The 20,586-nt window shown below is 70.4% G+C and carries 16 protein-coding genes and 1 pseudogene; 7 read left to right on the top strand and 10 right to left on the bottom strand.

Annotated elements, in window-relative coordinates; all coding sequences use genetic code 11:
- Positions 1–9 precede the first annotated feature (9 nt).
- The 3 genes from VXC91_RS21060 to VXC91_RS21050 are packed head-to-tail and all read right to left on the bottom strand — an operon-like array spanning position 10 to position 2,659.
- Positions 10–912 carry a metal ABC transporter permease gene (locus VXC91_RS21060; RefSeq protein ID WP_329508844.1) on the bottom strand — a complete coding sequence of 301 codons (903 nt, stop codon included), beginning with the start codon at positions 910–912 and terminating at the stop codon, positions 10–12.
- Complete coding sequence (locus VXC91_RS21055; protein WP_329508843.1) at positions 912–1,679, bottom strand: metal ABC transporter ATP-binding protein; 768 nt, start codon at positions 1,677–1,679, stop codon at positions 912–914. The genes VXC91_RS21060 and VXC91_RS21055 overlap by 1 nt, the downstream gene beginning before the upstream one ends.
- Positions 1,680–1,696: 17 nt before the next feature.
- Positions 1,697–2,659, bottom strand: coding sequence for a metal ABC transporter substrate-binding protein (locus VXC91_RS21050; protein ID WP_329508842.1), 963 nt, complete (start codon positions 2,657–2,659; stop codon positions 1,697–1,699).
- A 196-nt stretch (positions 2,660–2,855) separates the two neighbouring features.
- Between VXC91_RS21050 and VXC91_RS21045 the strand changes: the two genes are divergently transcribed.
- Positions 2,856–4,238, top strand: a complete 1,383-nt coding sequence (locus VXC91_RS21045) for a glycine--tRNA ligase (RefSeq protein ID WP_329508841.1) — start codon at positions 2,856–2,858, stop codon at positions 4,236–4,238.
- 206 nt (positions 4,239–4,444) lie between these two features.
- Here VXC91_RS21045 and VXC91_RS21040 read toward each other — a convergent pair.
- Positions 4,445–4,600, bottom strand: a pseudogene (locus tag VXC91_RS21040) (chitinase); the annotation flags it as partial.
- 253 nt (positions 4,601–4,853) lie between these two features.
- Between VXC91_RS21040 and VXC91_RS21035 the strand changes: the two are divergent.
- On the top strand, positions 4,854–5,858 hold the full coding sequence (locus tag VXC91_RS21035; RefSeq protein ID WP_329508840.1) for an aldo/keto reductase: 1,005 nt from the start codon (positions 4,854–4,856) through the stop codon (positions 5,856–5,858).
- Between the two features lie 26 nt (positions 5,859–5,884).
- Positions 5,885–6,490, top strand: a complete 606-nt coding sequence (locus tag VXC91_RS21030; protein WP_329508839.1) for a TetR family transcriptional regulator — start codon at positions 5,885–5,887, stop codon at positions 6,488–6,490.
- On the opposite strand, the gene VXC91_RS21025 is transcribed toward VXC91_RS21030, so the two are convergent.
- On the bottom strand, positions 6,487–6,693 hold the full coding sequence (locus VXC91_RS21025; RefSeq protein ID WP_329508838.1) for a hypothetical protein: 207 nt from the start codon (positions 6,691–6,693) through the stop codon (positions 6,487–6,489). The genes VXC91_RS21030 and VXC91_RS21025 overlap by 4 nt on opposite strands.
- A gap of 113 nt (positions 6,694–6,806) precedes the next feature.
- On the opposite strand from VXC91_RS21025, the gene VXC91_RS21020 reads away from it, so the two are divergent.
- On the top strand, positions 6,807–7,025 hold the full coding sequence (locus VXC91_RS21020; protein WP_329508837.1) for a hypothetical protein: 219 nt from the start codon (positions 6,807–6,809) through the stop codon (positions 7,023–7,025).
- 25 nt (positions 7,026–7,050) lie between these two features.
- On the opposite strand, the gene VXC91_RS21015 is transcribed toward VXC91_RS21020, so the two are convergent.
- The gene (locus VXC91_RS21015) at positions 7,051–8,496 is read right to left on the bottom strand and encodes an MFS transporter (protein WP_329508836.1); all 1,446 of its coding nucleotides are present in this window, start codon (positions 8,494–8,496) and stop codon (positions 7,051–7,053) included.
- Positions 8,497–8,594: 98 nt separating this feature from the next.
- Between VXC91_RS21015 and dusB the strand changes: the two genes are divergently transcribed.
- Positions 8,595–9,770, top strand: a complete 1,176-nt coding sequence (gene dusB, locus VXC91_RS21010) for a tRNA dihydrouridine synthase DusB (protein WP_329508835.1) — start codon at positions 8,595–8,597, stop codon at positions 9,768–9,770.
- A 12-nt stretch (positions 9,771–9,782) separates the two neighbouring features.
- Here the strand turns inward: dusB and VXC91_RS21005 are convergent, their stop codons facing one another.
- From VXC91_RS21005 to VXC91_RS20995, 3 genes are all read right to left on the bottom strand, one after another.
- A complete protein-coding gene (locus VXC91_RS21005; RefSeq protein ID WP_329508834.1) occupies positions 9,783–11,933 on the bottom strand; it encodes a sulfatase-like hydrolase/transferase in 2,151 nt (716 codons plus the stop codon).
- A 218-nt stretch (positions 11,934–12,151) separates the two neighbouring features.
- Complete coding sequence (locus tag VXC91_RS21000; protein WP_329508833.1) at positions 12,152–14,089, bottom strand: amylo-alpha-1,6-glucosidase; 1,938 nt, start codon at positions 14,087–14,089, stop codon at positions 12,152–12,154.
- The gene (locus tag VXC91_RS20995) at positions 14,086–15,582 is read right to left on the bottom strand and encodes an MGH1-like glycoside hydrolase domain-containing protein (protein WP_408057434.1); all 1,497 of its coding nucleotides are present in this window, start codon (positions 15,580–15,582) and stop codon (positions 14,086–14,088) included. The genes VXC91_RS21000 and VXC91_RS20995 overlap by 4 nt, the downstream gene beginning before the upstream one ends.
- 120 nt (positions 15,583–15,702) lie before the next feature.
- Here VXC91_RS20995 and VXC91_RS20990 point away from each other — a divergent pair, with 120 nt between their 5' ends.
- Both VXC91_RS20990 and ppdK read left to right on the top strand, forming a co-directional pair.
- Positions 15,703–16,923, top strand: a complete 1,221-nt coding sequence (locus tag VXC91_RS20990) for an ROK family protein (RefSeq protein ID WP_329508832.1) — start codon at positions 15,703–15,705, stop codon at positions 16,921–16,923.
- 429 nt (positions 16,924–17,352) lie between these two features.
- Positions 17,353–20,094 (top strand): pyruvate, phosphate dikinase, encoded by a 2,742-nt coding sequence (ppdK, locus tag VXC91_RS20985; RefSeq protein WP_329508831.1) that lies wholly within the window; start codon positions 17,353–17,355, stop codon positions 20,092–20,094.
- Positions 20,095–20,444: 350 nt separating this feature from the next.
- Here the strand turns inward: ppdK and VXC91_RS20980 are convergent.
- Positions 20,445–20,586: nitrite reductase (NAD(P)H) small subunit (locus VXC91_RS20980; RefSeq protein WP_329508861.1), on the bottom strand; the 142-nt coding region annotated here is incomplete at its 5' end.

The following is a 20,586-nucleotide window of genomic DNA, read 5'->3' as shown; positions in this document are numbered from 1 at the left end:
TGTGCGCGGTCAGACGCCGACCTCGTCGGCGGCCCCCCTGGTGCCTGGAATCGCGCACTCCGCCGGGTCCCCGGCAGGCTGCGCGGCGGCGAGTGCCCGGGCGCGGCGGCGGGCCAGCGGAGTGGCCAGAGCCGTCAGCGCGACGAATGCTGCGATCGTCAGCAGCACGATCGTCGCGCCGGGCGGCACGTCCTGGTAGTACGACGTGACGGTGCCGCCGAGGGTCACGGTCACGCCGATGGCGACGGCGATCGCGAAGGTCGCCGCGAAGCTGCGGCCCAGCTGCTGAGCCGCCGCCACCGGGACGACCATCAGGGCCGAGACCAGGAGCAGACCCACCACCCGCATCGCGACCGTCACCGTCACGGCCGCCGTGATCGCTGTCAGCAGGTTCAGCGCGCGCACCGGCAGGCCCGTGACCCGCGCGAACTCCTCGTCCTGGCTGACCGCGAAGAGCTGGCGGCGCAGGCCCAGGGTGACCAGGACGACGAAGGCCGCCAGCAGGCAGATCGTCACGACGTCCGACTGCGAGACCGTCGAGAGCGAGCCGAACAGGTACGACGTCAGATTGGCGTTCGAGCCGCCGGGCGCGAGGTTGATGAACATCACGCCGCCGGCCATGCCGCCGTAGAAGAGCATGGCGAGCGCGATGTCGCCGCGGGTCCTGCCGTATCGGCGGATCAGTTCCATCAGGACCGAGCCGATCACGGAGACGGCCGTCGCCATCCACACCGGGGAGGTGGACAGGAGGAAGCCGAGGCCGACGCCCGTCATCGCCACATGGCCGATGCCGTCTCCCATCAGGGCCTGGCGGCGCTGCACGAGGTAGATGCCGACGGCCGGTGCGGTGATGCCGACCAGCAAGGCGGCGAGCAGGGCCCGCTGCATGAAGGCGTAGTTCAGGAAGTCCATCAGCTCAGCAGTCCCGTACGGCTCGGTGCGGCGCCCGCCGTCGCATGCGGGTGCACATGGTCGTGGCCGGGCAGGGCATGTTGCCCCACGGCCTTCGGGGGCGGTCCGTCGTGCAGCACGCAGCCGTCGCGCAGGACGACGGCGCGGTCGATCAGCGGTTCGAGTGGGCCCAGTTCGTGCAGCACCAGCAGCACGGTCGTGCCGGAGGCCACCTGATCCTTCAGCGTCTTCGCCAGCACCTCCTGGCTCGCCAGGTCCACGCCGGCCATCGGCTCGTCCATGATCAGCACTTCGGGCTCGGAGGCGAGCGCGCGGGCGATCAGCACACGCTGGTGCTGGCCCCCGGAGAGCGCGTCGACGGAGTCCCTGGCGCGGTCCGCCAGCCCGACCAGCTCCAGGGCCCGTCGTACGGCCTCGTGGTCGGCCTTGCGCAGGACGCCGAAGCGGGTCCGGGAGAGCCGGCCGGAAGAGACCACCTCGGTCACCGTGGCGGGCACCCCGCCCGCCGCCGTGGTGCGCTGCGGGACGTACCCGACGCGCCGCCAGTCGCGGAAACGGCGCAGCGGGGTGCCGAACAGTGCGATCTCGCCCGCGCTCGGCGGCACCTGGCCGATGATGCTGCGCACGACCGTCGACTTGCCGGAGCCGTTCGCCCCGAGCAGCGCGACGACCTCACCGCGGTGCACGGTGAGGTCGATGCCGCGCAGGACGGGGCGCGAGCCGAGGTCGGCGCGGATGCCCTGCAGGGCTATGGCGGGCTCGGTCATATCGTCCTCCGTAATGATCACTTGGTGCCCAGGGCCGTCTGCAGCGCCTTGAGGTTCGCCTCCTGGACCGAGAAATAGTCCTTGCCGCGGGACTTCGACGTGATGCCCTCGATCGGGTCGAGGACGTCGGTGACGAGGTTCGCGTCCTTGGCGATGGTCTTCGCGGTCCTGTCGCTGACGAGCGTCTCGTAGAAGACCGTCGTGACACCGTCGGCCTTCGCCGTCGTCTCAAGGTCCCGGACGCGGGCGGCGCTGGGCTCGGACTCGGGGTCCAGGCCGTTGACGGCCTCCTCGGTGAGGCCGTAGCGCTCGGCGAGGTAGCCGAAGGCGGCGTGGGTGGTGATGAAGACCTTGCTCTTGGTGTTCTTCAGCCCTTCAGCGAACTGCGAGTCGAGGGCGTCGAGCTTCTTGACCACGACGTCCGTGTTGGCCTTGTAGGTGTCCGCGTGCTTGGGGTCCGCCTTTTCGAAAGCCTTGCCGACGCCCTTGGCCACCTCGGCGTAGCGCACCGGGTCGAGCCAGATGTGGGGGTCCTTGCCACCGGAGTCCTCCTCCCCCTTCTGAGTGTCGTGGGCGGCCGCGTGCCCGCCGACCTCGTTGCCGTGCTCCTCCAGGGTGGTCAGGGAGGCGGCGTCGATCTTGGTCTTGACCTCGGACTGGGCCACCGCCTCGTCGACGGAGGGCTGGAGGTTCTTGAGGTAGAGCACCGCGTCGGACTCCTGGAGCTGCGCGGTTTGCTTGGCGCTGATCTCCAGGTCGTGCGGCTCCTGACCGGGCTGGGTCAGACTGGTCACGTGGACGTGCTTCCCGCCGATCTGCTCGGCGAGGAAGGCCATGGGATAGAACGAGGCGACGACGTCGAACGTGCCGGTGTCACCGGCCGTGGCGCCCGAGGAGGAGCAGGCGGAGGTCGCTGCGAGGGTAAGAGCGGTGACCCCGGTCAGGGCGGCCACGGATATGAGGCGTCGGCGTGCGTTCATGACAGTCATTTTCATCAAACATGGAAACCGTTGTCAACAAGCTCTCCGGGCGGGACTCGGTCGACCCGGGGATCCGCTTCAGGGTCCATACCGATTTGATTGGAGGGGAGCCCCCGCCGGTAACCTGAAGCATTCGCTCTGAAGCAATGCTCAAAGCAGTCGCTTCGTCGCCCGTCGTCGTAATGAAGAGAGCATCGTGGCCGCCGACAAGATCGACACCATCGTCAGCCTGAGCAAGCGCCGTGGCTTCGTATTCCCCTCCAGCGAGATCTACGGCGGCCAGCGTGCCGCCTGGGACTACGGACCGCTGGGTGTCGAGCTCAAGGAGAACATCAAGCGCCAGTGGTGGCGCTACATGGTGACGTCGCGCGAGGACGTCGTCGGTATCGACTCGTCGGTGATCCTGGCGACCGAGGTCTGGGTGGCCTCCGGTCACGTCGCCACCTTCACCGACCCGCTCACCGAGTGCACCTCCTGTCACAAGCGTTTCCGTGCCGACCACCTGGAAGAGGCGTACGAGGCCAAGCACGGCCGCCTGCCGGAGAACGGCCTCGCGGACATCAACTGCCCGAACTGCGGCAACAAGGGCATGTTCACCGAGCCCAAGCAGTTCTCGGGTCTGCTCTCCACCCACCTCGGCCCGACGCAGGACAGCGGCTCCATCGCGTACCTGCGCCCTGAGACCGCACAGGGCATCTTCACCAACTTCGCCCAGGTCCAGCAGACCTCGCGCCGCAAGCCGCCGTTCGGCATCGCGCAGATGGGCAAGTCGTTCCGCAACGAGATCACGCCGGGCAACTTCATCTTCCGCACCCGCGAGTTCGAGCAGATGGAGATGGAGTTCTTCGTCAAGCCGGGCGAGGACGAGAAGTGGCACGAGTACTGGATGCAGGAGCGCTGGAACTGGTACACGGGTCTCGGCCTGCGCGAGGAGAGCATGCGCTGGTACGACCACCCGAAGGAGAAGCTCTCCCACTACTCCAAGCGCACGGCCGACATCGAGTACCGCTTCCAGTTCGGCGGTTCGGAGTGGGGCGAGCTCGAGGGTGTCGCCAACCGCACCGACTACGACCTGGGCGCCCACTCCAAGGCCTCCGGCCAGGACCTCTCCTACTTCGACCAGGAGGCGAGCGAGCGCTGGACGCCGTACGTCATCGAGCCCGCGGCCGGTGTCGGCCGCACGATGCTGGCCTTCCTGCTCGACGCCTATGTCGAGGACGAGGCGCCGAACGCCAAGGGCAAGATGGAGAAGCGCACGGTGCTGCGCCTGGACCACCGCCTGGCCCCCGTGAAGGTCGCGGTGCTGCCGCTGTCCCGCAACCCGGAGCTGTCCCCGAAGGCCAAGGGCCTGGCCCAGGCGCTGCGCCAGAACTGGAACATCGAGTTCGACGACGCGGGCGCCATCGGCCGCCGCTACCGCCGTCAGGACGAGATCGGCACGCCGTACTGCGTGACGGTCGACTTCGACACGCTCGAAGACAACGCGGTGACCGTGCGTGAGCGTGACTCGATGAAGCAGGAGCGCGTGTCGCTCGACCAGATCGAGGGGTACCTGGCCGGCCGCCTCGTCGGCTGCTAGTGCTGTGGCCGGACGGGTTTGCCGGGCGTCGCGAGCCGGTGAACCTTTCCGGTCGCCGCGCTGGACGCCACGCGTACGCCCGGACGCCGGGCGAGCCGGATCGATCCGGCTCGCCCGGCGTCTTTGTTGCGCCTCGCGTTGGGGCCCGCAGGTGGTTGGACGCCCGCGGCGCGGTTCTTCGCCCCCCGAAGGGGTGCGGCCGGACGTCAGCGGCCCTGCAGGGACTTCACGTTGTCGCCGAAGGCCCAGTTCTTCGACCCGTCCCAGTTGACCGACCAGGTCATCAGGCCCTTGAGCGAGCTGCCGTAGTGGCGCCAGGCCTGGGAGACGAGGCTCGGTGACATGTAGCCGCCGTCCGCTCCGGGACGGCCGCGGTGAGCGCGGCGGGGGCGAGCAGGCGCAGCCTGTGGCGGATCATGCGAGGCCTCCCGGTGGGGGTGCGGTGAGGTGTCGTAGGCATGACAGTGCTCGAGGTCCAGACCTTTCGTCAATGGGTCTGGGTCAGGTCGGCTGCAAACGCGGCGCACGGCAGGTGACAGCTGACAAATATTGAAATCTGTCAGCTGTCATGCGAGGCTGGAGCCAGACGTCCTGACGGATACCAAGGAGTTCCTCATGCACACCCGCACCCTCGGCACCACCGGCCCCCGGGTCTCCGCCCTCGGCCTCGGCTGCATGGGCATGTCCGCGCTCTACGGCGAGACGGACCGGGCCGAGTCCATCGCCACCGTCCACGCCGCCCTCGAGGCCGGCGTGGCCCTGCTCGACACCGGCGACTTCTACGCCATGGGCCACAACGAGATGCTGATCGGCGAGGCCCTGCGTGCCGCCCCCGCGGCCCGCCGCGAACAGGCGCTGATCAGCGTCAAGTTCGGTGCCCTGCGCGACCCGGACGGCAACTGGGTCGGCTACGACGGCCGTCCCGCCGCCGTGAAGAACTTCGCCTCGTACTCCCTCCAGCGCCTCGGCGTCGACCACATCGACGTCTACCGGATCGCGCGCCTCGACCCCGACGTCCCGATCGAGGAGACGGTGGGCGCGATCGCCGAGCTGGTGGAGAAGGGACACGTCCGGCACATCGGCCTCAGCGAGGTCGGCGCGGACACCATCCGCCGGGCCGCGGCCACCGCCCCGATCTCGGACCTGCAGATCGAGTACTCGCTCATCTCGCGCACCATCGAGGACCGCATCCTGCCCACCACTCGTGAACTGGGGATCGGCATCACGGCGTACGGTGTGCTGTCCCGCGGCCTGATCTCCGGCCACTACACCCGCGAGCGGCAGCTGGCCGGAGACGACTTCCGCTCCTTCTCGCCCCGCTTCCAGGGCGAGAACCTCGATCACAACCTCGGCCTGGTGGAGGCGCTGCGGAAGATCGCCGAGCAGAAGGGCGTGAGCGTCGCGCAACTCGCGATCGCCTGGGTCCTCTCGCGCGGCGAGGACATCGTGCCGCTGGTCGGCGCCCGTACCCGGGAACGCCTGTCGGAGGCGCTCGGCGCGACGGCCGTGACCCTGGACGAGGCCGATCTGGCGGCGATCGAGGCGGCTGTGCCCGCGGACGCGGCGGCCGGTGACCGCTACCCCGCGGCCCAGATGACGCACCTCGACAGCGAGCGCTGACGCCGTCGCCGGGTACCGTCAGGGCCATGGCACCGACCACCGAGACCCTGACCGCCGAGCGCATCCTCGAGGCGACCGAGGAGGTGCTGCGCCGCCACGGACCGGCCAAGGCCACCGTGGTGGACGTGGCACGTGCGCTCGGCGTCAGCCACGGCAGCGTGTACCGCCACTTCCGTACGAAGGCGGCGCTGCGGGAGGCGGTCACCAAGAGATGGCTGGACCGTACGTCAGAGGCCCTCTTCGCGATCGTCGGCAGGGACCGTGCCCCCGAGACGCTGCTGCGGGAGTGGCTGTGCGCCCTGTTCGACGCCAAGCGCCGCAAGGCCGGTGACGACCCCGAGCTGTTCGCCACGTTCAGCGTGCTGACCGGGGAGAACAGCCGGGTCGTGGATCAGCACATCGAGGAACTGACCGCTCAGCTCACGGAGATCCTCCGGGACGGCATCACACGCGGCGCGTTCGTGGTGACCGACCCCGAGGTCGCGGCCCGCGCGGTATTCCATGCGACGGGCCGTTTCCACGACCCCACGTACGCGGGGTCGTGGAAACGGCCCGAGGCACAGGCGGAATTCGACGCGGTGCTCGATCTCCTGCTGCGGGGACTGCGGGCGGCCGATCGGCCACAGCACTAGTCGTCCGCGGGATCCACCGTCGCCTGGTGTGCCTCCGCCAGGTGCTCCTGCGCCTTCAGCCACGGCAGGAACTGGGCGTTCTTGCGCCAGCCGCACGTGTCGCACTTGATCGTGCGCTGCGCCCCGGCCCGCTGTACCCGCACGACGTGTTCGCGCCCGTGCTGGTCCCAGCGGCTGACCTTGCTCGTGTTGATCTGCAGCATGACGCCTCCAGGAAGTACCCGTCCGCTTGCGCAGCAAGGAGTGTGCAGCAACTGGAAGATCAATGGGGGTTCTTGAACGACGACTTGACGCGAGGCGTCAGCCGGCGCGGCTGATGACCGAGTACGCCGAGTTCCGGGAGGCCTGGAAACGGCACGAGGTGGTCAGGTCCCTCGGCGAGCGCAAGCAGTTCCTCAACGCCCGCGTGGATCACCGGACCCTGGACCACACGGATCTGTGGCCCGTTCCGCACAACGGGGCGCGGATGGTGATGTGGCGCCGGCCGACGTGGCGACGCGCAAGCGGCTCGAGCAGCTGCGGACGATCGCCCTGAAGCGGGAGCGCCCGGCCGCCTGACGCTACGCGCCCACTCCCGCCGCGTCCCGCACCTCCGCGGTCTGCAGCCGGTCCGCCGCACGCTCGGCCGTCCCGCGGGCCCAGCGGCCCGTGGTCAGGGCGCCCAGTACCAGGACCGCGAGGCCGCAGGCCGTGAGGATCCACCAGCCGGGGCGGGCGGCGGTGACGAAGACCTCCCGGTAGGGACCCGCGTGCACGCCCGAGGCCAGGACCGAGCCGATCACCGCGACGCCCAGGGTGCCGCCGATCTGGCGGCTGGTGGAGGCGACGGCGGCCGCCACACCCGCCTGGGCGCGGGGCATCCCGGAGACGGCCGTGTTGGTGATGGGCGCGTTCACGAAGCCGAAGCCCAGGCCGAAGAGGACGTAGCCGATCACCAGCGTGACGTTCGACGTCTCTGCCTCGAACGCCGCGAACAGCAGACCGCTCGCGGTCATCGCGATCCCGGCCGTCAGGAGGGAGAAGCGGGGACCGCGGCTGCCGACGAGACGCCCCGAGACCGGGGCGCACACGAAGCACATGACGGCCATCGGCAGCATCCACAGGCCTGCGTGCAGCGCGTCCAGACCGCGTACGTTCTGCAGATACAGCGTCGACAGGAACAGGAAGCCGCTGAGGGCCGCGAACGCGCTGACCGCGACGACCGTCGCCCCGCTGAACGGTGCAGAGCGGAAGAAGCGCAGGTCGATCAGGGGTTCGTCCCGTCGGGGCTCGTACCACAGCAGGGTGAGCAGCGCGACCAGTGCGACCGCACCGAAGGCCAGGACATGTCCGGCGGAGGAGCCCGGCGCCTCGATGATCGCGTACGTCAGGGAGCCCAGCAGGGCGATCACCAGGAGCTGGCCCACCGGGTCCGGGCGGCGGGCCTTCGGAGCGCGGGACTCGGGCACGAACAGGATGGTCAGCAGCAGCGCGGCGAGACCCACGGGCAGATTGACCCAGAAGATCGAGCGCCAGCCGACCGAATCGACCAGCAGCCCGCCGATGATCGGGCCGGCGGCCATGGATATGCCGACCACACCGCCCCACACGCCGATCGCGCGGGCGCGCTCACGGGGGTCGGTGAAGGTGTTGGTGATGATCGACATCGCGACCGGGTTGAGCATCGAGCCGCCCACGGCCTGCACCATGCGGAAGGCGATCAGCGAGTCCAGGCTCGGGGCGAGGGAGCAGAGCAACGAGCCGATCGTGAAGATCACGAGGCCGACCTGGAAGACCCTGCGGCGGCCGATGCGGTCGGCCGTCGAGCCCGAGAGCATCAGCAGCGAGGCCAGGACCAGCGTGTAGGCGTCGATCGTCCACTGCAGGCCCGACACGCTCGCGTGCAATTCCTTCTGCAGGGAGGGGAGCGCGACGTTCAGAACGGTGTTGTCGAGGCTCACGATCAGCAGGCTCATGCAGCAGATCGCGAGCACCAGAAGACGTCGTCGGTGGCTGGGCTCGGGCATGGGGTCCATCGTACGCCGATGTCGATAGTGCGGTTAACTAATGACTGCTACACGATCACGGGTGCCGAGCACCCGCCGGCGTACGTGACAATGGGGGAATGTCCACGCTCACGACTGACCCGACCACGACGGACTCGGCGCTGCGGATCGGTCCGCACGACGTGCGGATCCCCGTCGTGCTCGCCCCCATGGCCGGGATCACGAACGCGCCGTTCCGCACACTGTGCCGGGAGTTCAGCGGCGGCAAGGGCCTGTTCGTGAGTGAGATGATCACGACCCGGGCGCTGGTGGAGCGCAACGACAAGACCATGCAGCTGATCAAGTTCGACGCGACCGAGCGGCCGCGCTCCATCCAGCTGTACGGCGTGGACCCGGCGACCGTCGGCAAGGCCGTCCGCATGATCGCGGAGGAGGACCTGGCCGACCACATCGACCTCAACTTCGGCTGCCCGGTGCCGAAGGTGACCCGCAAGGGCGGCGGGGCCGCGCTGCCGTACAAGCGCAACCTGCTGCGGGCGATCCTGCGCGAGGCCGTGAGCGGCGCGGGTGACCTGCCGGTCACCATGAAGATGCGCAAGGGCATCGACGACGACCACATCACCTACCTGGACGCCGGGCGGATCGCCGTCGAGGAGGGCGTGACGGCCGTCGCGCTGCACGGCCGTACGGCCGGCCAGCACTACGGCGGCACCGCGGACTGGGACGCCATCGCACGGCTGAAGGAGCACGTGCCGGAGATCCCGGTGCTCGGCAACGGCGACATCTGGTCGGCCGAGGACGCGCTGCGGATGGTGCGCGAGACGGGGTGCGACGGAGTCGTCGTGGGCCGTGGGTGCCTCGGCCGGCCGTGGCTGTTCGCGGATCTGGTGGCGGCCTTCGAGGGGCGTGCGGGAGGCCCCGACGGATCCGGTGCGCGGCCCACGCTGCGCGAGGTGGCCGACGTCATGGTCCGGCACGCCACCCTCCTCGGCGAGTGGATCGGCGACGAGTCGCGTGGGGTCATCGACTTCCGCAAGCACGTGGCCTGGTACCTGAAGGGTTTCGCGGTCGGTTCGGAGATGCGCAAGCGGCTCGCGATCACGTCGTCGCAGGCGGAACTGCGGGCGGGCCTGGACGAGCTCGACCTCGACCAGGCCTGGCCGGTGGGCTCCGACGGGCCCCGCGGCCGCACGTCCGGCAACAACCGGGTGGTGCTGCCGGACGGCTGGCTGAAGGACCCGTACGACTGCGCGGGGATCGGCGAGGACGCGGAGCTGGACACGTCCGGGGGCTGAGCGCGGCCGGGGTCAGTGCTTCGACGGGTTCGGGGTCGAGCCGTACGCCGTCAGGAAGCGGTCGCGGAACGAACTCATCTTCCACACCGGGGCGTTGTGGGCGGGCCGAAGGCCGTCCGTCCAGCCCCAGTCGGCGATCTTGTCGAGCACCTTCGGGTCCTTGGCGACGATCGCACACGGCACGTCACGGCTGGCGTGGTTGCCGCTGACGCGGGAGATCGGCTGGTGGTCGCCGAGGAAGACGAGCACGGTGTCGTCGTTGCCGTAGCGCTCCAGCCACTGGGTCAGGGCGGTCACCGAGTACTGGATGGACTTGCCGTACTCCTCCTTCGACCGGGTGGAGTCGGCGATGATGTCCGCCGGCTCGGTCCCCGCCTTCTCGATGGAGTCGAAGATCGAGCCGTTGCCCAGCTGGTCCCAGTCCACCATCTTGGGGATGGGCGCCCAGGGTTGGTGGCTGGAGGTCAGGATGACGAACGACGTCAGCGGCTTGTCGTGCTTCTTTCCGTGCACCCGCTTCTGGAACTGCTCCAGCGTGTACTGGTCCGGCATGGTCGACCAGCTGAACTTCGGGCCCTTGTAGCCCAGCTGAAAGGCGTTGTAGACCTTGTCCAGGCCGTACCACTTGGCCTCGGGCCAGCCCTTCTGCACGCCCGGCATGACACCGACCGTGTTCCAGGCGCCGGTCTTCTTGAACGCCTCGGTGAGGGTGAGGTGGTCGCTCGCGGTGACCGTGCGGTAGCGGTTCTGGTTGTTGACCCACAGGCCCGACATGAACGTGGAGTGGCCGAGCCAGCTGCTGGCGCCGTACGTCGCCGAGGTCAGCCAGCCGCTCTTGGCGTGGAAGCCCGCCTTGGCCAGGGCCTGGGTGCTGTCGTCCAGCGTCTTGTCGACACCGGGGGCCATGATCGGGTCCTCGACGGCGCTGCGCCCGTAGCTCTCGATGAACGTGAAGATCATGTCCTTGCCGCGCAGATCGGGCACGAGCTGGGACCCCGGGGTGTTCCCGAACGCGTCGGCCTGGGCGGTACGGCCGAATTCCCGCTCGTCGCGGATCGTGGCGCGAAGGTTCTCGGCACGGGCCCGGAGCAGCGTGACGGTGTTGTCGGAGGCCAGTTGTATGCCGCTGATCTGGAGGCTGAGAGCCGTGCAGGTCATCCACACCATGCTGAGGACCAGGACGGTACGGGTGGTGGTGGCGCGGTGCCGGGCCATGACATTGCTGAGCCGGACGGTGGCGAGCGCCGACACGGCGGGGACGACGAGGGCGAGCGCGACGGCCACGACCAGCACGCCGAGGGCACCCGGTCCGCCCAGCGTGTCCTCGAGGTAGGAGTAGGCGTCGCTGAAGAGGGGCCAGTCGAGGATGACGTTGAAGCCCCGGCCCAGGTACTGGTAGAAGCCGATGTCGAGCAGGCTGAGCAGGGTCAGCACACCGAGTGCGATGCCGCCGAGCCAGGCCGCGACCAGCCGCGACCGCCGCGGCAGGGCGGTCAGCACGACGGCCCCGATCAGCGCCTCCACCGGAATCCGCACAAACGCCGTGGGCCGGAGGTCGGACCTGTTGGGCAGGAGGAACGAGGCGACGACGAGAGCGCCGGCGAGCACGGTGACCGTGATGCCGAGGACACGGGCGGCGACGGGATGATCGGTACGCCAGGCGCGCAGACGGAGCCGCCGGGGCCGGGCGGCCGACGGGAGGCCGGCTTCCGGGGAGGCGCCGCGCTCGCTGTGGGCGGTGCCGGCTTCGCCATCGGCCGCGGCCGCGCCGTCCTCGGCGGTGGCATCCGACGGGGCGTCGGCGGCTCCGTCGGTGGGGGCGCCGGCCGCTTCGGTGGGTTCGCCCTCGGCCCGGCCTTCGTCGCCTTCCGTCCTCTGCTCCGCCGCGTGACCGGTCGCAGGATCGCCGTCGCTCTGCGGTCCGGATGCCTCCGCGGTGGCGTCCCCGTCCGCGGGCCCGCGCACCGACACGGCGTCGTGCTCGGGCTCCGCCGTGGTCCCGGATGCCGGATCAGCGGCCTCACCGGCCGACTCGGATGGGGGGGTAGGGCCCCGGGGCGGCTCCGCTGCCGTCTCCGCTCGCTCCTCCCCGGCCGGCAGGCCCCCGTCCGTGGCCGCCCCAGCCGTGTCCGTCGTCTGTAGTGAGCGTGTGTTGAGAGGCAACCCGAGGGTCCTTCCGTGCGAAGCCCGTGGTGGAGGGGCGGGCCACGCTGGGGAGGCCGGACCCGCCGTCATCCCGTACGGGCGGTCGCGTGGGTGCGTTCAACCCGGTCGCCCCAGCGCCCGGCAAACACTCGGCAAATCCCAGGGCAACAGGCTCCCGGCGGCGTGCTGGTGCTGTGGCCGGAAGGGTTTGCCGGGGAACCTTTCCGGTCGCCGCACTAGGCGCCGCCGACCGCGGTGAGCAGGGCCAGCGGTGTCGCCGCCGAGCGGGATTCGCGGATGCACGCGTGCGGGTACGGTACCGGCTCGGGATGCGTGTCGCGGCCGTACCCGGCGAGCACCTCCGGCAGCCGGTGTCCCGTCGCCATGGCCGCGTCGACCAGCCCGTGCGCGACCGTACGGGCCTCGTCGTGCAGCCCGTAGCGAGCGAGCCCCAGCGTGGTCAGCGCGTTGTCGTGCGGCCAGACCGAGCCGCGGTGGTACGACATCGGGTGGTACGCCGCCTGGCCCGCGGCCAGCGTGCGCACCCCCCAGCCGGAGAAGAAGTCGGGCTCCAGCAGGCGCCGGCCCACCAGCCTTCCGTACTCCTTGTCCAGCAGGCCCGACCACAGCAGATGCCCCGCGTCCGACGCGAGCGCGTCCACCTGACGGCCGTCGCCGTCCAGAGCCAGCGCCGGGAAGGCGTGCTCGTCCATCCAGAAGTCCCGCTGGAAACGGTCGCGCAGATCTCCGGCCGCCTGCTCGAGGAGCGCCGCGTACACCTCGTCGTCCCACACCGTGCGCGCCAGATGTGCGGTGCGGCGCAGCGCGTCGTACGCGTACCCTTGCGCGCCCGCCGCCATCACCGGCCCGTGAGGACGGCTGCCGTCGGCGCAGCAGATCGCGCCGGGGGAGTCCTTCCAGTTCTGGTTGGCGAGGCCGCCCCGGTCGGCGCGGTAGACGAGATAGCCGCGCGAGGTGAGCCCGCCGTGGTCCAGCATCCAGCCGATCGCCGCGCGGGCGTGGGGCTCCAGGCGACGGGCCGGCGCCGTGTCGCCGGTCTGCTCGACATACGCCCCGAGCAGCACCAGGAAGAGCGGTGTTGCGTCGACGGAACCGTAGTACCGCCCGTACGGCACCTGCCCGAAGTGTGCCAGCTCCCCGTGCCGTACCTCGTGCACGATCTTCCCCGGCTGGGCCACCGATCGTGTGCCGGTCTCGGTCGCCTGGGTCGCGGCGAGCGCGGGCAGCGTGGCCGCCGCCAACCGGGGGCGGTAGGGCAGAGCGAAGAGGGAGGTGAGGAGTGCGTCGCGGCCGAGGAGCGTGAGGAACCAGGGGGCTCCGGCGGCGGGGACGCTCAGTTCCTCCCCGTCCGGGCCCGTGGCCGGCACCTGGAGCGCGGCAAGGTCGGCCAGGCCTCGTGCGCAGGCCGTGGCCAGCTCGGGCCAGCCGGTGGGGAACGCCACATCCTCCATGAACTCGCCCTCCAGGGCGATCAGTTGGTCGTTGGCGGCGGCGGGGGACGCGGGGATCGCCGGTGCCGGTGCCGCCCCGTGCGGCTGTGCGGCGACCCGTAACGAGAGCTCTGCCGAGCCGTGCGGCTCCAGGTCCAGCGTCCAGCACAGGCGGCGCGCGCCCGTGCCGGTCTCCTCCACGGCGTCCGGCGGGGGCTCCGCCGTCACCGTCGTACGGGACCACCACTCGCCGCGACGGTAGCCGAACTCCACGCCGTCATCGAGGACCTGACGGGAGCGCACGGCACCCGACTTGGCGTACGTGCGGTGATCGGAGCGCAGTTCGAACTGGTCGGTGAAGTCGGCGTCCGCGGTGATCGCTACGCGCACCGTGGTCGGCACCGGGCGGTTGCTGGTGATGCGCAGCGACTCCACGAACGCCGCTTCGGCGACGGCCTGTTCACGGAAGAGGGTGTGTGCGGGCGGCTCCTGACGGCCGCCGCGCGGCACGAGGACGCAGCGGGCGGTGTCCCCGTCGGCGACCGGTGCGAGCGTCTCGGGCACGGCGCCGTCTACGGTGAGCTGCCATCGGCTCAGGTGCCGCGCGTCGCGCACGAACAATCCGGCCGGGGAGCCGACGCCCCGCACCCCGGTGATGTCTCCGCTGTCGCCCACGGCGGCGAACGTGCCGCCGCGCACGAGCAGATGATGCCGGTCCGTCATCGCCGGTCCCCTCCTTTGTCCCTCTTGTCGAACGTGTCGATGCCCATGGGGGACACGCCGTGTCCCGGGCGGTCGTGCAGCAGATCGAGCGTGAGCGCGGCGGTCCAGCCGAAGCCGAGCGCGCCACAGCCCTCGCCGGTGTACGGGTCGACGTACTCCGCGAAGTCCGTGGTGTCCGCCGTCACCACCAGGGCCTCGCGCAGCGCGTCGGCAGTCGCCTGTTCCCCGTGCGCCCCGAGCCCGCGCTCCACCAGCCAGCCGGTGTTGAACCAGGCGGGCCCGCGCCAGTACCGGTGCCGATCGAAGGCCTCGCCGAGCAGGTCGTAGCTGGGCACGAGCCGGGTCGCGCCACCGAGCCCGAAGTGCGGCCCGCGCAGCGTGCGGACGAGCGCGGCCGCGATCTGGCGGGGGAGGGCGGGAAGGAGCAGCGGGACGAGGCCGGAGACGCTGCGCTCGGGGACGAGGGCGCCCTCGCGCACGTCCCGGCAGAGGAACATCCCCTTCGCAGGATCCCAGAGACGGTCCATGAGGGCCGCCGTCAGGCGTTCCGCGCGGGCGTGCCGCGCCGTGCCCGTCGCGCCCAGCTCACGGGCGATGCGGGCGAGCGCGTGTTCCGAGGCGATCAGCAGCGCGTTGAACGCCGGGTCCTCCACCGCGAACGCGCCCGCCCCGTCCGCGTACCCCCCGTCGCGGTAGTCCGCGGCGAGTCGCACATAGCGTCCGTAGTCCAGAGCCGTCGGCCGATCCTCGGGCGTGCCGTGGTCGAGGTCGGCGCGGCGGAAGGAGTGGGCCGGGGCCGGGGCGATCCGGGACAGTGGCGCGTCCCAGACGGGGCTGTTGTCCATGCCCTGCTCCCAGGGGTGGACCACCGAGGCGAGCCCGCCGCCGCCCAGGTCGCGGCGATGCAGCAGATAGCGGTGCCAGGCGGCCAGGCGCGGGTAGGCCCGGGTCAGGAAGCCGCGCGCCCGGGACAGCCCCGGGTCGGACCTGTGCACCAGCCAGGCGGCCAGCGAGTGCACCGGTGGCTGCACGATGCCCGAGGTCTGTACGGTGCGCGGGGCGCCCGCAGCGCGCCCCGCGGCCGAGGAGCGCCAGAAGTCGGGGCTCGGGAAGTAGGCGTCGAGCGGCACGGAGGGGTTGAAGACGATGTGCGGGATCCGCCCGTCCGCCCACTGGGCGCCGAGCAGCGTCTCCAGCTCCGTCTGCGCGCGCAGCGGTGACAGATGGCGCAGTCCGATCGCGATGAACGCCGAGTCCCAGGACCACTGGTGCGGGTACAGCCCCCGCGACGGCACGGTGGACGTCCCGGTCCAGTTGTCCGCCAGCACCCCGGCCGCCCTCGCGTGCAGCGACCCGGCAGACCCGGACGGATCGTATACGACCGGCCCGGAGCCGACGTTCTCCCGCGGACCGGACGCCGACTGGGGGCCGGAAGCACGCACAGGGCCCGTGCGTTCCGTACGACGGGCGGAGAGTCGGGTCGTGCGGTCCACTCAGGTCTCCCCGAAAGACATCCGGCCGAGCGGGCCGGCAGTAGCTACCGTAGAGTTACGCCTATTCAACACGCAGAACCCAGCATGTAATGCAAGGTTGATGAACGCAAGGCGGTGCACATGAGCGCAAGGGCCGGGAAGCCGGGCGGTCAGGCCAGCGCCGGAGATCTGCTCGAGCTGGTGCGCAGCGGCCGTGCGACGACGCGGGGTGCCCTGCAGCAGGCCACGGGCCTGTCCCGGGCCACGGTCGGCCAGCGCCTCGACCGGCTCTTCCGCGCCGGCTGGCTGCGCGAGGGCGCGGGCGGACCGGTCGACTCCCCGCTCGGCGGCCGCCCCTCGATCACCCTGGAGTTCGACGACGCCCACGCGGTGGTGCTCGCCGCCGACCTCGACACACGACACGCCCGCGCAGCGGTGCTCTCGCTGGCCGGCGAGATCCTGGCCGAGCATTCCGGAAGCCTGGTCATCGATCACGGTCCGGACGCCGTACTCGGCGAACTGGGCCGTTGGTTCGCCGAGTTGCTCCCGAAGGCGGGGCACGGGGCGCATGAGGTCTGCGGGATCGGACTCGCCGTTCCCGGTCCGGTGGACAGCGACACCGGCCGGGTGGTCCAGCCGCCGATCATGCCGGGCTGGGACGGCTTCGACATCAGAGGGCGTCTTCGCCGCGCCTTCGCCGAGCACGCGCACGGTGCCGCCGATGTGCCCGTGCTGGTCGACAACGACGCCAACCTGATGGCGTACGGCGAACAGCGCACCGGACATCCGGATTGCTCGGCCTTCGTGCTGATCAAGGTGTCCACCGGCATCGGCGCGGGCGTGGTCGTCGACGGGCGCATCTACCGCGGCATCGACGGGGGAGCCGGGGACATCGGGCACATTCGGGTCCCCGGGGGCGCGGAGGCGCTGTGCCGGTGCGGTTCGTACGGCTGTCTGGCCGCCGTCGCGAGCGGCGGCGCCGTGGCGCGACGGCTCGCGGAGGAGGGGGTTCCGGCCGCCTCCGGCTCGGACGTACGGGACCTGCTGGCCGCCGGGCATCCAAAGGCCGCCGCCCTTGCGCGGGAGGCGGGGCGGCACGTGGGGGACGTCCTGGCGACCGTGGTGACACTGCTGAACCCAGGGGTGCTGATGATCGCCGGCGATGTGGCCGGAACCCCCTTCCTCACGGGCCTACGGGAACTGCTGTACCAGCGGGCGCTGCCCCGCTCCACCGCACACCTGGACGTGGTGACCTCACGGCTCGGGGAGCGGGCGGGCCTGGTCGGGGCGGGTGCCCTGGTCGTCGAGCACCTGTATGCGCCGGAGCGGGTGGAGGAACGGCTGCTCGCACTCGGTGTGTGAGGAGTGCGGTGTCCGCCGCGTGAAAGCCGTGTTTCCGTCCGGATGCACGTCCGCATGGTGAAACCGGACCGCCTCGCATAGCGTGATTCTCACCACCCTTGATAAGGGTTGCGCTCAGATGAGCGGATCATGGACGACTGCACTTCTCCAAGGGGTGGCACTGAGTGCCACCCCTTGACCGTTCATCGATCGAAATCAGACGTGTGGAGAGCCGCTCACCTGAGCAAGAAATCGGTCTCGCTGGGCGGTGATGCGTTCAAGAAGTGAAAACCTCACCCGATGGGCGGTTGCCAAGCCTTGACTTTCGATCCGGTGGCGGACGAGTGGTTACAGGGGTATGACGCACAAGTGGACGTACCCATGCGCCTTCGATCTGGGTATGTTCCTCGCCGTCAGGGCAGCCACCGCGTCCTCGAGGAGTCGAGACCCGTGTCGGAAAACAAAGATCCCCACGTAGCTGGAAACGGCGTCGAGGGCGTGAAGTTCGTTTACGACTTCACCGAAGGCAACAAGGACCTCAAGGACCTCCTTGGTGGCAAGGGCGCGAACCTCGCCGAGATGACCAACCTGGGTCTGCCCGTCCCTCCGGGCTTCACCATCACCACGGAGGCCTGCAAGGTCTACCTGGACAGCGGTGAGGAGCCCGCGGCACTGCGTGACGAGGTGAGTGCGCACCTCGCCGCCCTCGAGGAGCGGATGGGCAAGAAGCTCGGTCAGGCCGACGACCCGCTGCTCGTCTCGGTGCGTTCCGGAGCGAAGTTCTCGATGCCGGGCATGATGGACACCGTTCTGAACATCGGTCTCTCCGACAAGTCCGTGCAGGGCCTGGCGAAGCAGGCCGGCGACGAGCGCTTCGCGTGGGACTCGTACCGCCGACTCATCCAGATGTTCGGCAAGACGGTTCTCGGGGTCGACGGCGACCTGTTCGAGGACGCGCTCGAGGCGGCCAAGCAGGCCAAGAAGGTCTCGGTCGACACGGAGTTGGAGGCCGCGGACCTCAAGAAGCTGGTCACCAAGTTCAAGAAGGTCGTCAAGACCGAGGCCGGGCGCGACTTCCCGCAGGACCCGCGCGAGCAGATGGACCTCGCCATCACGGCGGTCTTCGACTCGTGGAACGGCGACCGGGCGAAGCTCTACCGGCGTCAGGAGCGCATCCCGCACGACCTGGGCACGGCCGTCAACGTCTGCTCGATGGTCTTCGGCAACCTGGGCCCCGACTCGGGTACCGGTGTCGCCTTCACCCGCGACCCGGCCTCCGGCCACCAGGGCGTGTACGGCGACTACCTGCAGAACGCGCAGGGCGAGGACGTGGTCGCGGGCATCCGCAACACGGTGGCCCTCGCCGAGCTGGAGCAGATCGACAAGAAGTCGTACGACCAGCTGATGCAGATCATGGAAACGCTGGAGAACCACTACAAGGATCTGTGCGACATCGAGTTCACCATCGAGCGCGGCCAGCTCTGGATGCTGCAGACCCGCGTCGGCAAGCGCACCGCGGGCGCGGCCTTCCGCATCGCGACGCAGCTGGTGGACCAGGGCCTGATCGACGAGGCGGAGGCGCTGCAGCGGGTGACCGGCGCCCAGCTGGCGCAGCTGATGTTCCCGCGCTTCGACGAGCATGCGAAGGTCGAGCAGATCGGCCGGGGCATCGCGGCCTCGCCGGGCGCGGCGGTCGGCAAGGCGGTCTTCGACTCGTACACCGCGGTGAAGTGGTCCCGCTCGGGCGAGAAGGTCATCCTGGTCCGCCGCGAGACGAACCCGGACGACCTGGACGGCATGATCGCGGCCGAGGGCATCCTGACCTCGCGCGGCGGCAAGACCTCCCACGCGGCCGTCGTCGCGCGCGGCATGGGCAAGACCTGTGTGTGCGGCGCGGAGGAGCTCGAGGTCGACACCAAGCGCCGGCGGATGATCGTGCCGGGTGGGCACGTGGTCGAGGAGGGCGACCTCATCTCGATCGACGGGTCGAGCGGCAAGGTGTACCTCGGTGAGGTCCCGGTCGTCCCCTCCCCGGTGGTGGAGTACTTCGAGGGCAGGATGCATGCGGGCGCCGACGACGCCGACGAGCTCGTCGAGGCCGTGCACCGGATCATGGCGTTCGCCGACCGCAAGCGCCGCCTGCGCGTGCGCGCCAACGCGGACAACGCCGAGGACGCGCTGCGGGCGCGGCGCTTCGGCGCGCAGGGCATCGGCCTGTGCCGTACGGAGCACATGTTCCTCGGCGACCGGCGTGAGCTGGTCGAGCGCCTGATCCTGGCGGACACGGAGACCGAGCGCGAGGAGTCCCTGAAGGAGTTGCTGCCGCTCCAGAGGCAGGACTTCGTCGAGATCTTCGAGGCGATGGACGGCCTCCCGGTGACGATCCGCCTGCTGGACCCGCCGCTGCACGAGTTCCTGCCCGACATCACCGAGCTGTCGGTGCGCGTGGCGCTGGCGGAGTCCCGTCAGGAGCCGCACGAGAACGACCTGCGCCTGCTCCAGGCCGTGCACCGCCTGCACGAGCAGAACCCGATGCTGGGCCTGCGGGGCGTGCGCCTCGGCCTGGTCATCCCGGGCCTGTTCACGATGCAGGTGCGGGCCATCGCGGAGGCGGCCGCCGAGCGCAAGGCCGCGAAGGGCGACCCGCGCGCGGAGATCATGATCCCGCTCGTGGGCACCGTCCAGGAGCTGGAGATCGTGCGCGAGGAGGCGGACCGGGTCATCGCCGAGGTCGAGGCGGCCTCGGGCGCGCAGCTGAAGCTGGCCATCGGCACCATGATCGAGCTGCCGCGCGCCGCGCTGACCGCGGCTCAGATCGCCGAGGCCGCCGAGTTCTTCTCCTTCGGCACGAACGACCTGACCCAGACGGTGTGGGGCTTCAGCCGGGACGACGTGGAGGCGTCGTTCTTCACGGCCTACCTGGAGAAGGGCATCTTCGGCGTCAGCCCCTTTGAGACGATCGACAGGGACGGTGTCGGCTCCCTGGTGAAGGCCGCCGCCGAGGCCGGCCGCGCCACCCGTCCCGGTCTCAAGCTCGGCGTCTGCGGCGAGCACGGCGGCGACCCCGAGTCGGTGCACTTCTTCCACGAGGTCGGCCTCGACTACGTCTCCTGCTCCCCGTTCCGGATCCCGGTGGCGCGCCTCGAGGCGGGCCGGGCGGCGTCGCAGGCGGAGGGCAGCGACCACCGCTGACGCGGCCTTCGAGACCTCCGGGGCCGTCGTCGGTCACCCCGACCCTCACCGAACCGACACGAGGGCGGCACCGGACACCGAGGGAGGGCGGCACCCCTGTGCGGGGGGTGCCGCCCTCTCGCCGTATGCCTGCGCGCTAGTTGACATGTGCGGAGGCGACGACGAAGTGAGGCCACCCGCGTGCGGCGTTACGGAGTCCGGGAGAGCAGCGGGCGGAGTGGGTTGCGTGTGCGGGGATGCGGTGGAGGAGGAGCCCGCCCGAACAACGCCCACAACCCGTCCGGGGCCGGCGGCTCCACCAGATCAGTCATGCGGTGTTCAACCCGTCCGGCACCGAAGGAGACGACGTCCTAGGTGGTACGCACCTCGTACGTCGCCACCCGTACCGTCTCGTCGTCCAGGCACTGACCGGAGAGCAGGTCGAAGCGCTGCTTCAGCAAGGGGGAGGCGACGAACGGGCGGCCGTTGTGAGTGCCGGTCAGACCGCGGGAG

The organism is Streptomyces chiangmaiensis (genome assembly GCF_036281785.1).
In the GTDB taxonomy this organism is placed as follows: Bacteria; Actinomycetota; Actinomycetes; order Streptomycetales; family Streptomycetaceae; genus Streptomyces; species Streptomyces chiangmaiensis.
This window is presented reverse-complemented; position numbering and strand designations above follow the sequence as displayed.

Coding starts and splice junctions, on each gene's coding strand:
- VXC91_RS21000 (WP_329508833.1), bottom strand. CDS start 14,089: ATGACGGACCGGCATCATCTGCTCGTGCGCGGCGGCACGTTCGCCGCC.
- VXC91_RS21050 (WP_329508842.1), bottom strand. CDS start 2,659: ATGAACGCACGCCGACGCCTCATATCCGTGGCCGCCCTGACCGGGGTC.
- VXC91_RS21055 (WP_329508843.1), bottom strand. CDS start 1,679: ATGACCGAGCCCGCCATAGCCCTGCAGGGCATCCGCGCCGACCTCGGC.
- VXC91_RS20990 (WP_329508832.1), top strand. CDS start 15,703: ATGAGCGCAAGGGCCGGGAAGCCGGGCGGTCAGGCCAGCGCCGGAGAT.
- VXC91_RS21035 (WP_329508840.1), top strand. CDS start 4,854: ATGCACACCCGCACCCTCGGCACCACCGGCCCCCGGGTCTCCGCCCTC.
- VXC91_RS21060 (WP_329508844.1), bottom strand. CDS start 912: ATGGACTTCCTGAACTACGCCTTCATGCAGCGGGCCCTGCTCGCCGCC.
- VXC91_RS21025 (WP_329508838.1), bottom strand. CDS start 6,693: ATGCTGCAGATCAACACGAGCAAGGTCAGCCGCTGGGACCAGCACGGG.
- dusB (WP_329508835.1), top strand. CDS start 8,595: ATGTCCACGCTCACGACTGACCCGACCACGACGGACTCGGCGCTGCGG.
- VXC91_RS21030 (WP_329508839.1), top strand. CDS start 5,885: ATGGCACCGACCACCGAGACCCTGACCGCCGAGCGCATCCTCGAGGCG.
- VXC91_RS21020 (WP_329508837.1), top strand. CDS start 6,807: ATGACCGAGTACGCCGAGTTCCGGGAGGCCTGGAAACGGCACGAGGTG.
- VXC91_RS21015 (WP_329508836.1), bottom strand. CDS start 8,496: ATGCCCGAGCCCAGCCACCGACGACGTCTTCTGGTGCTCGCGATCTGC.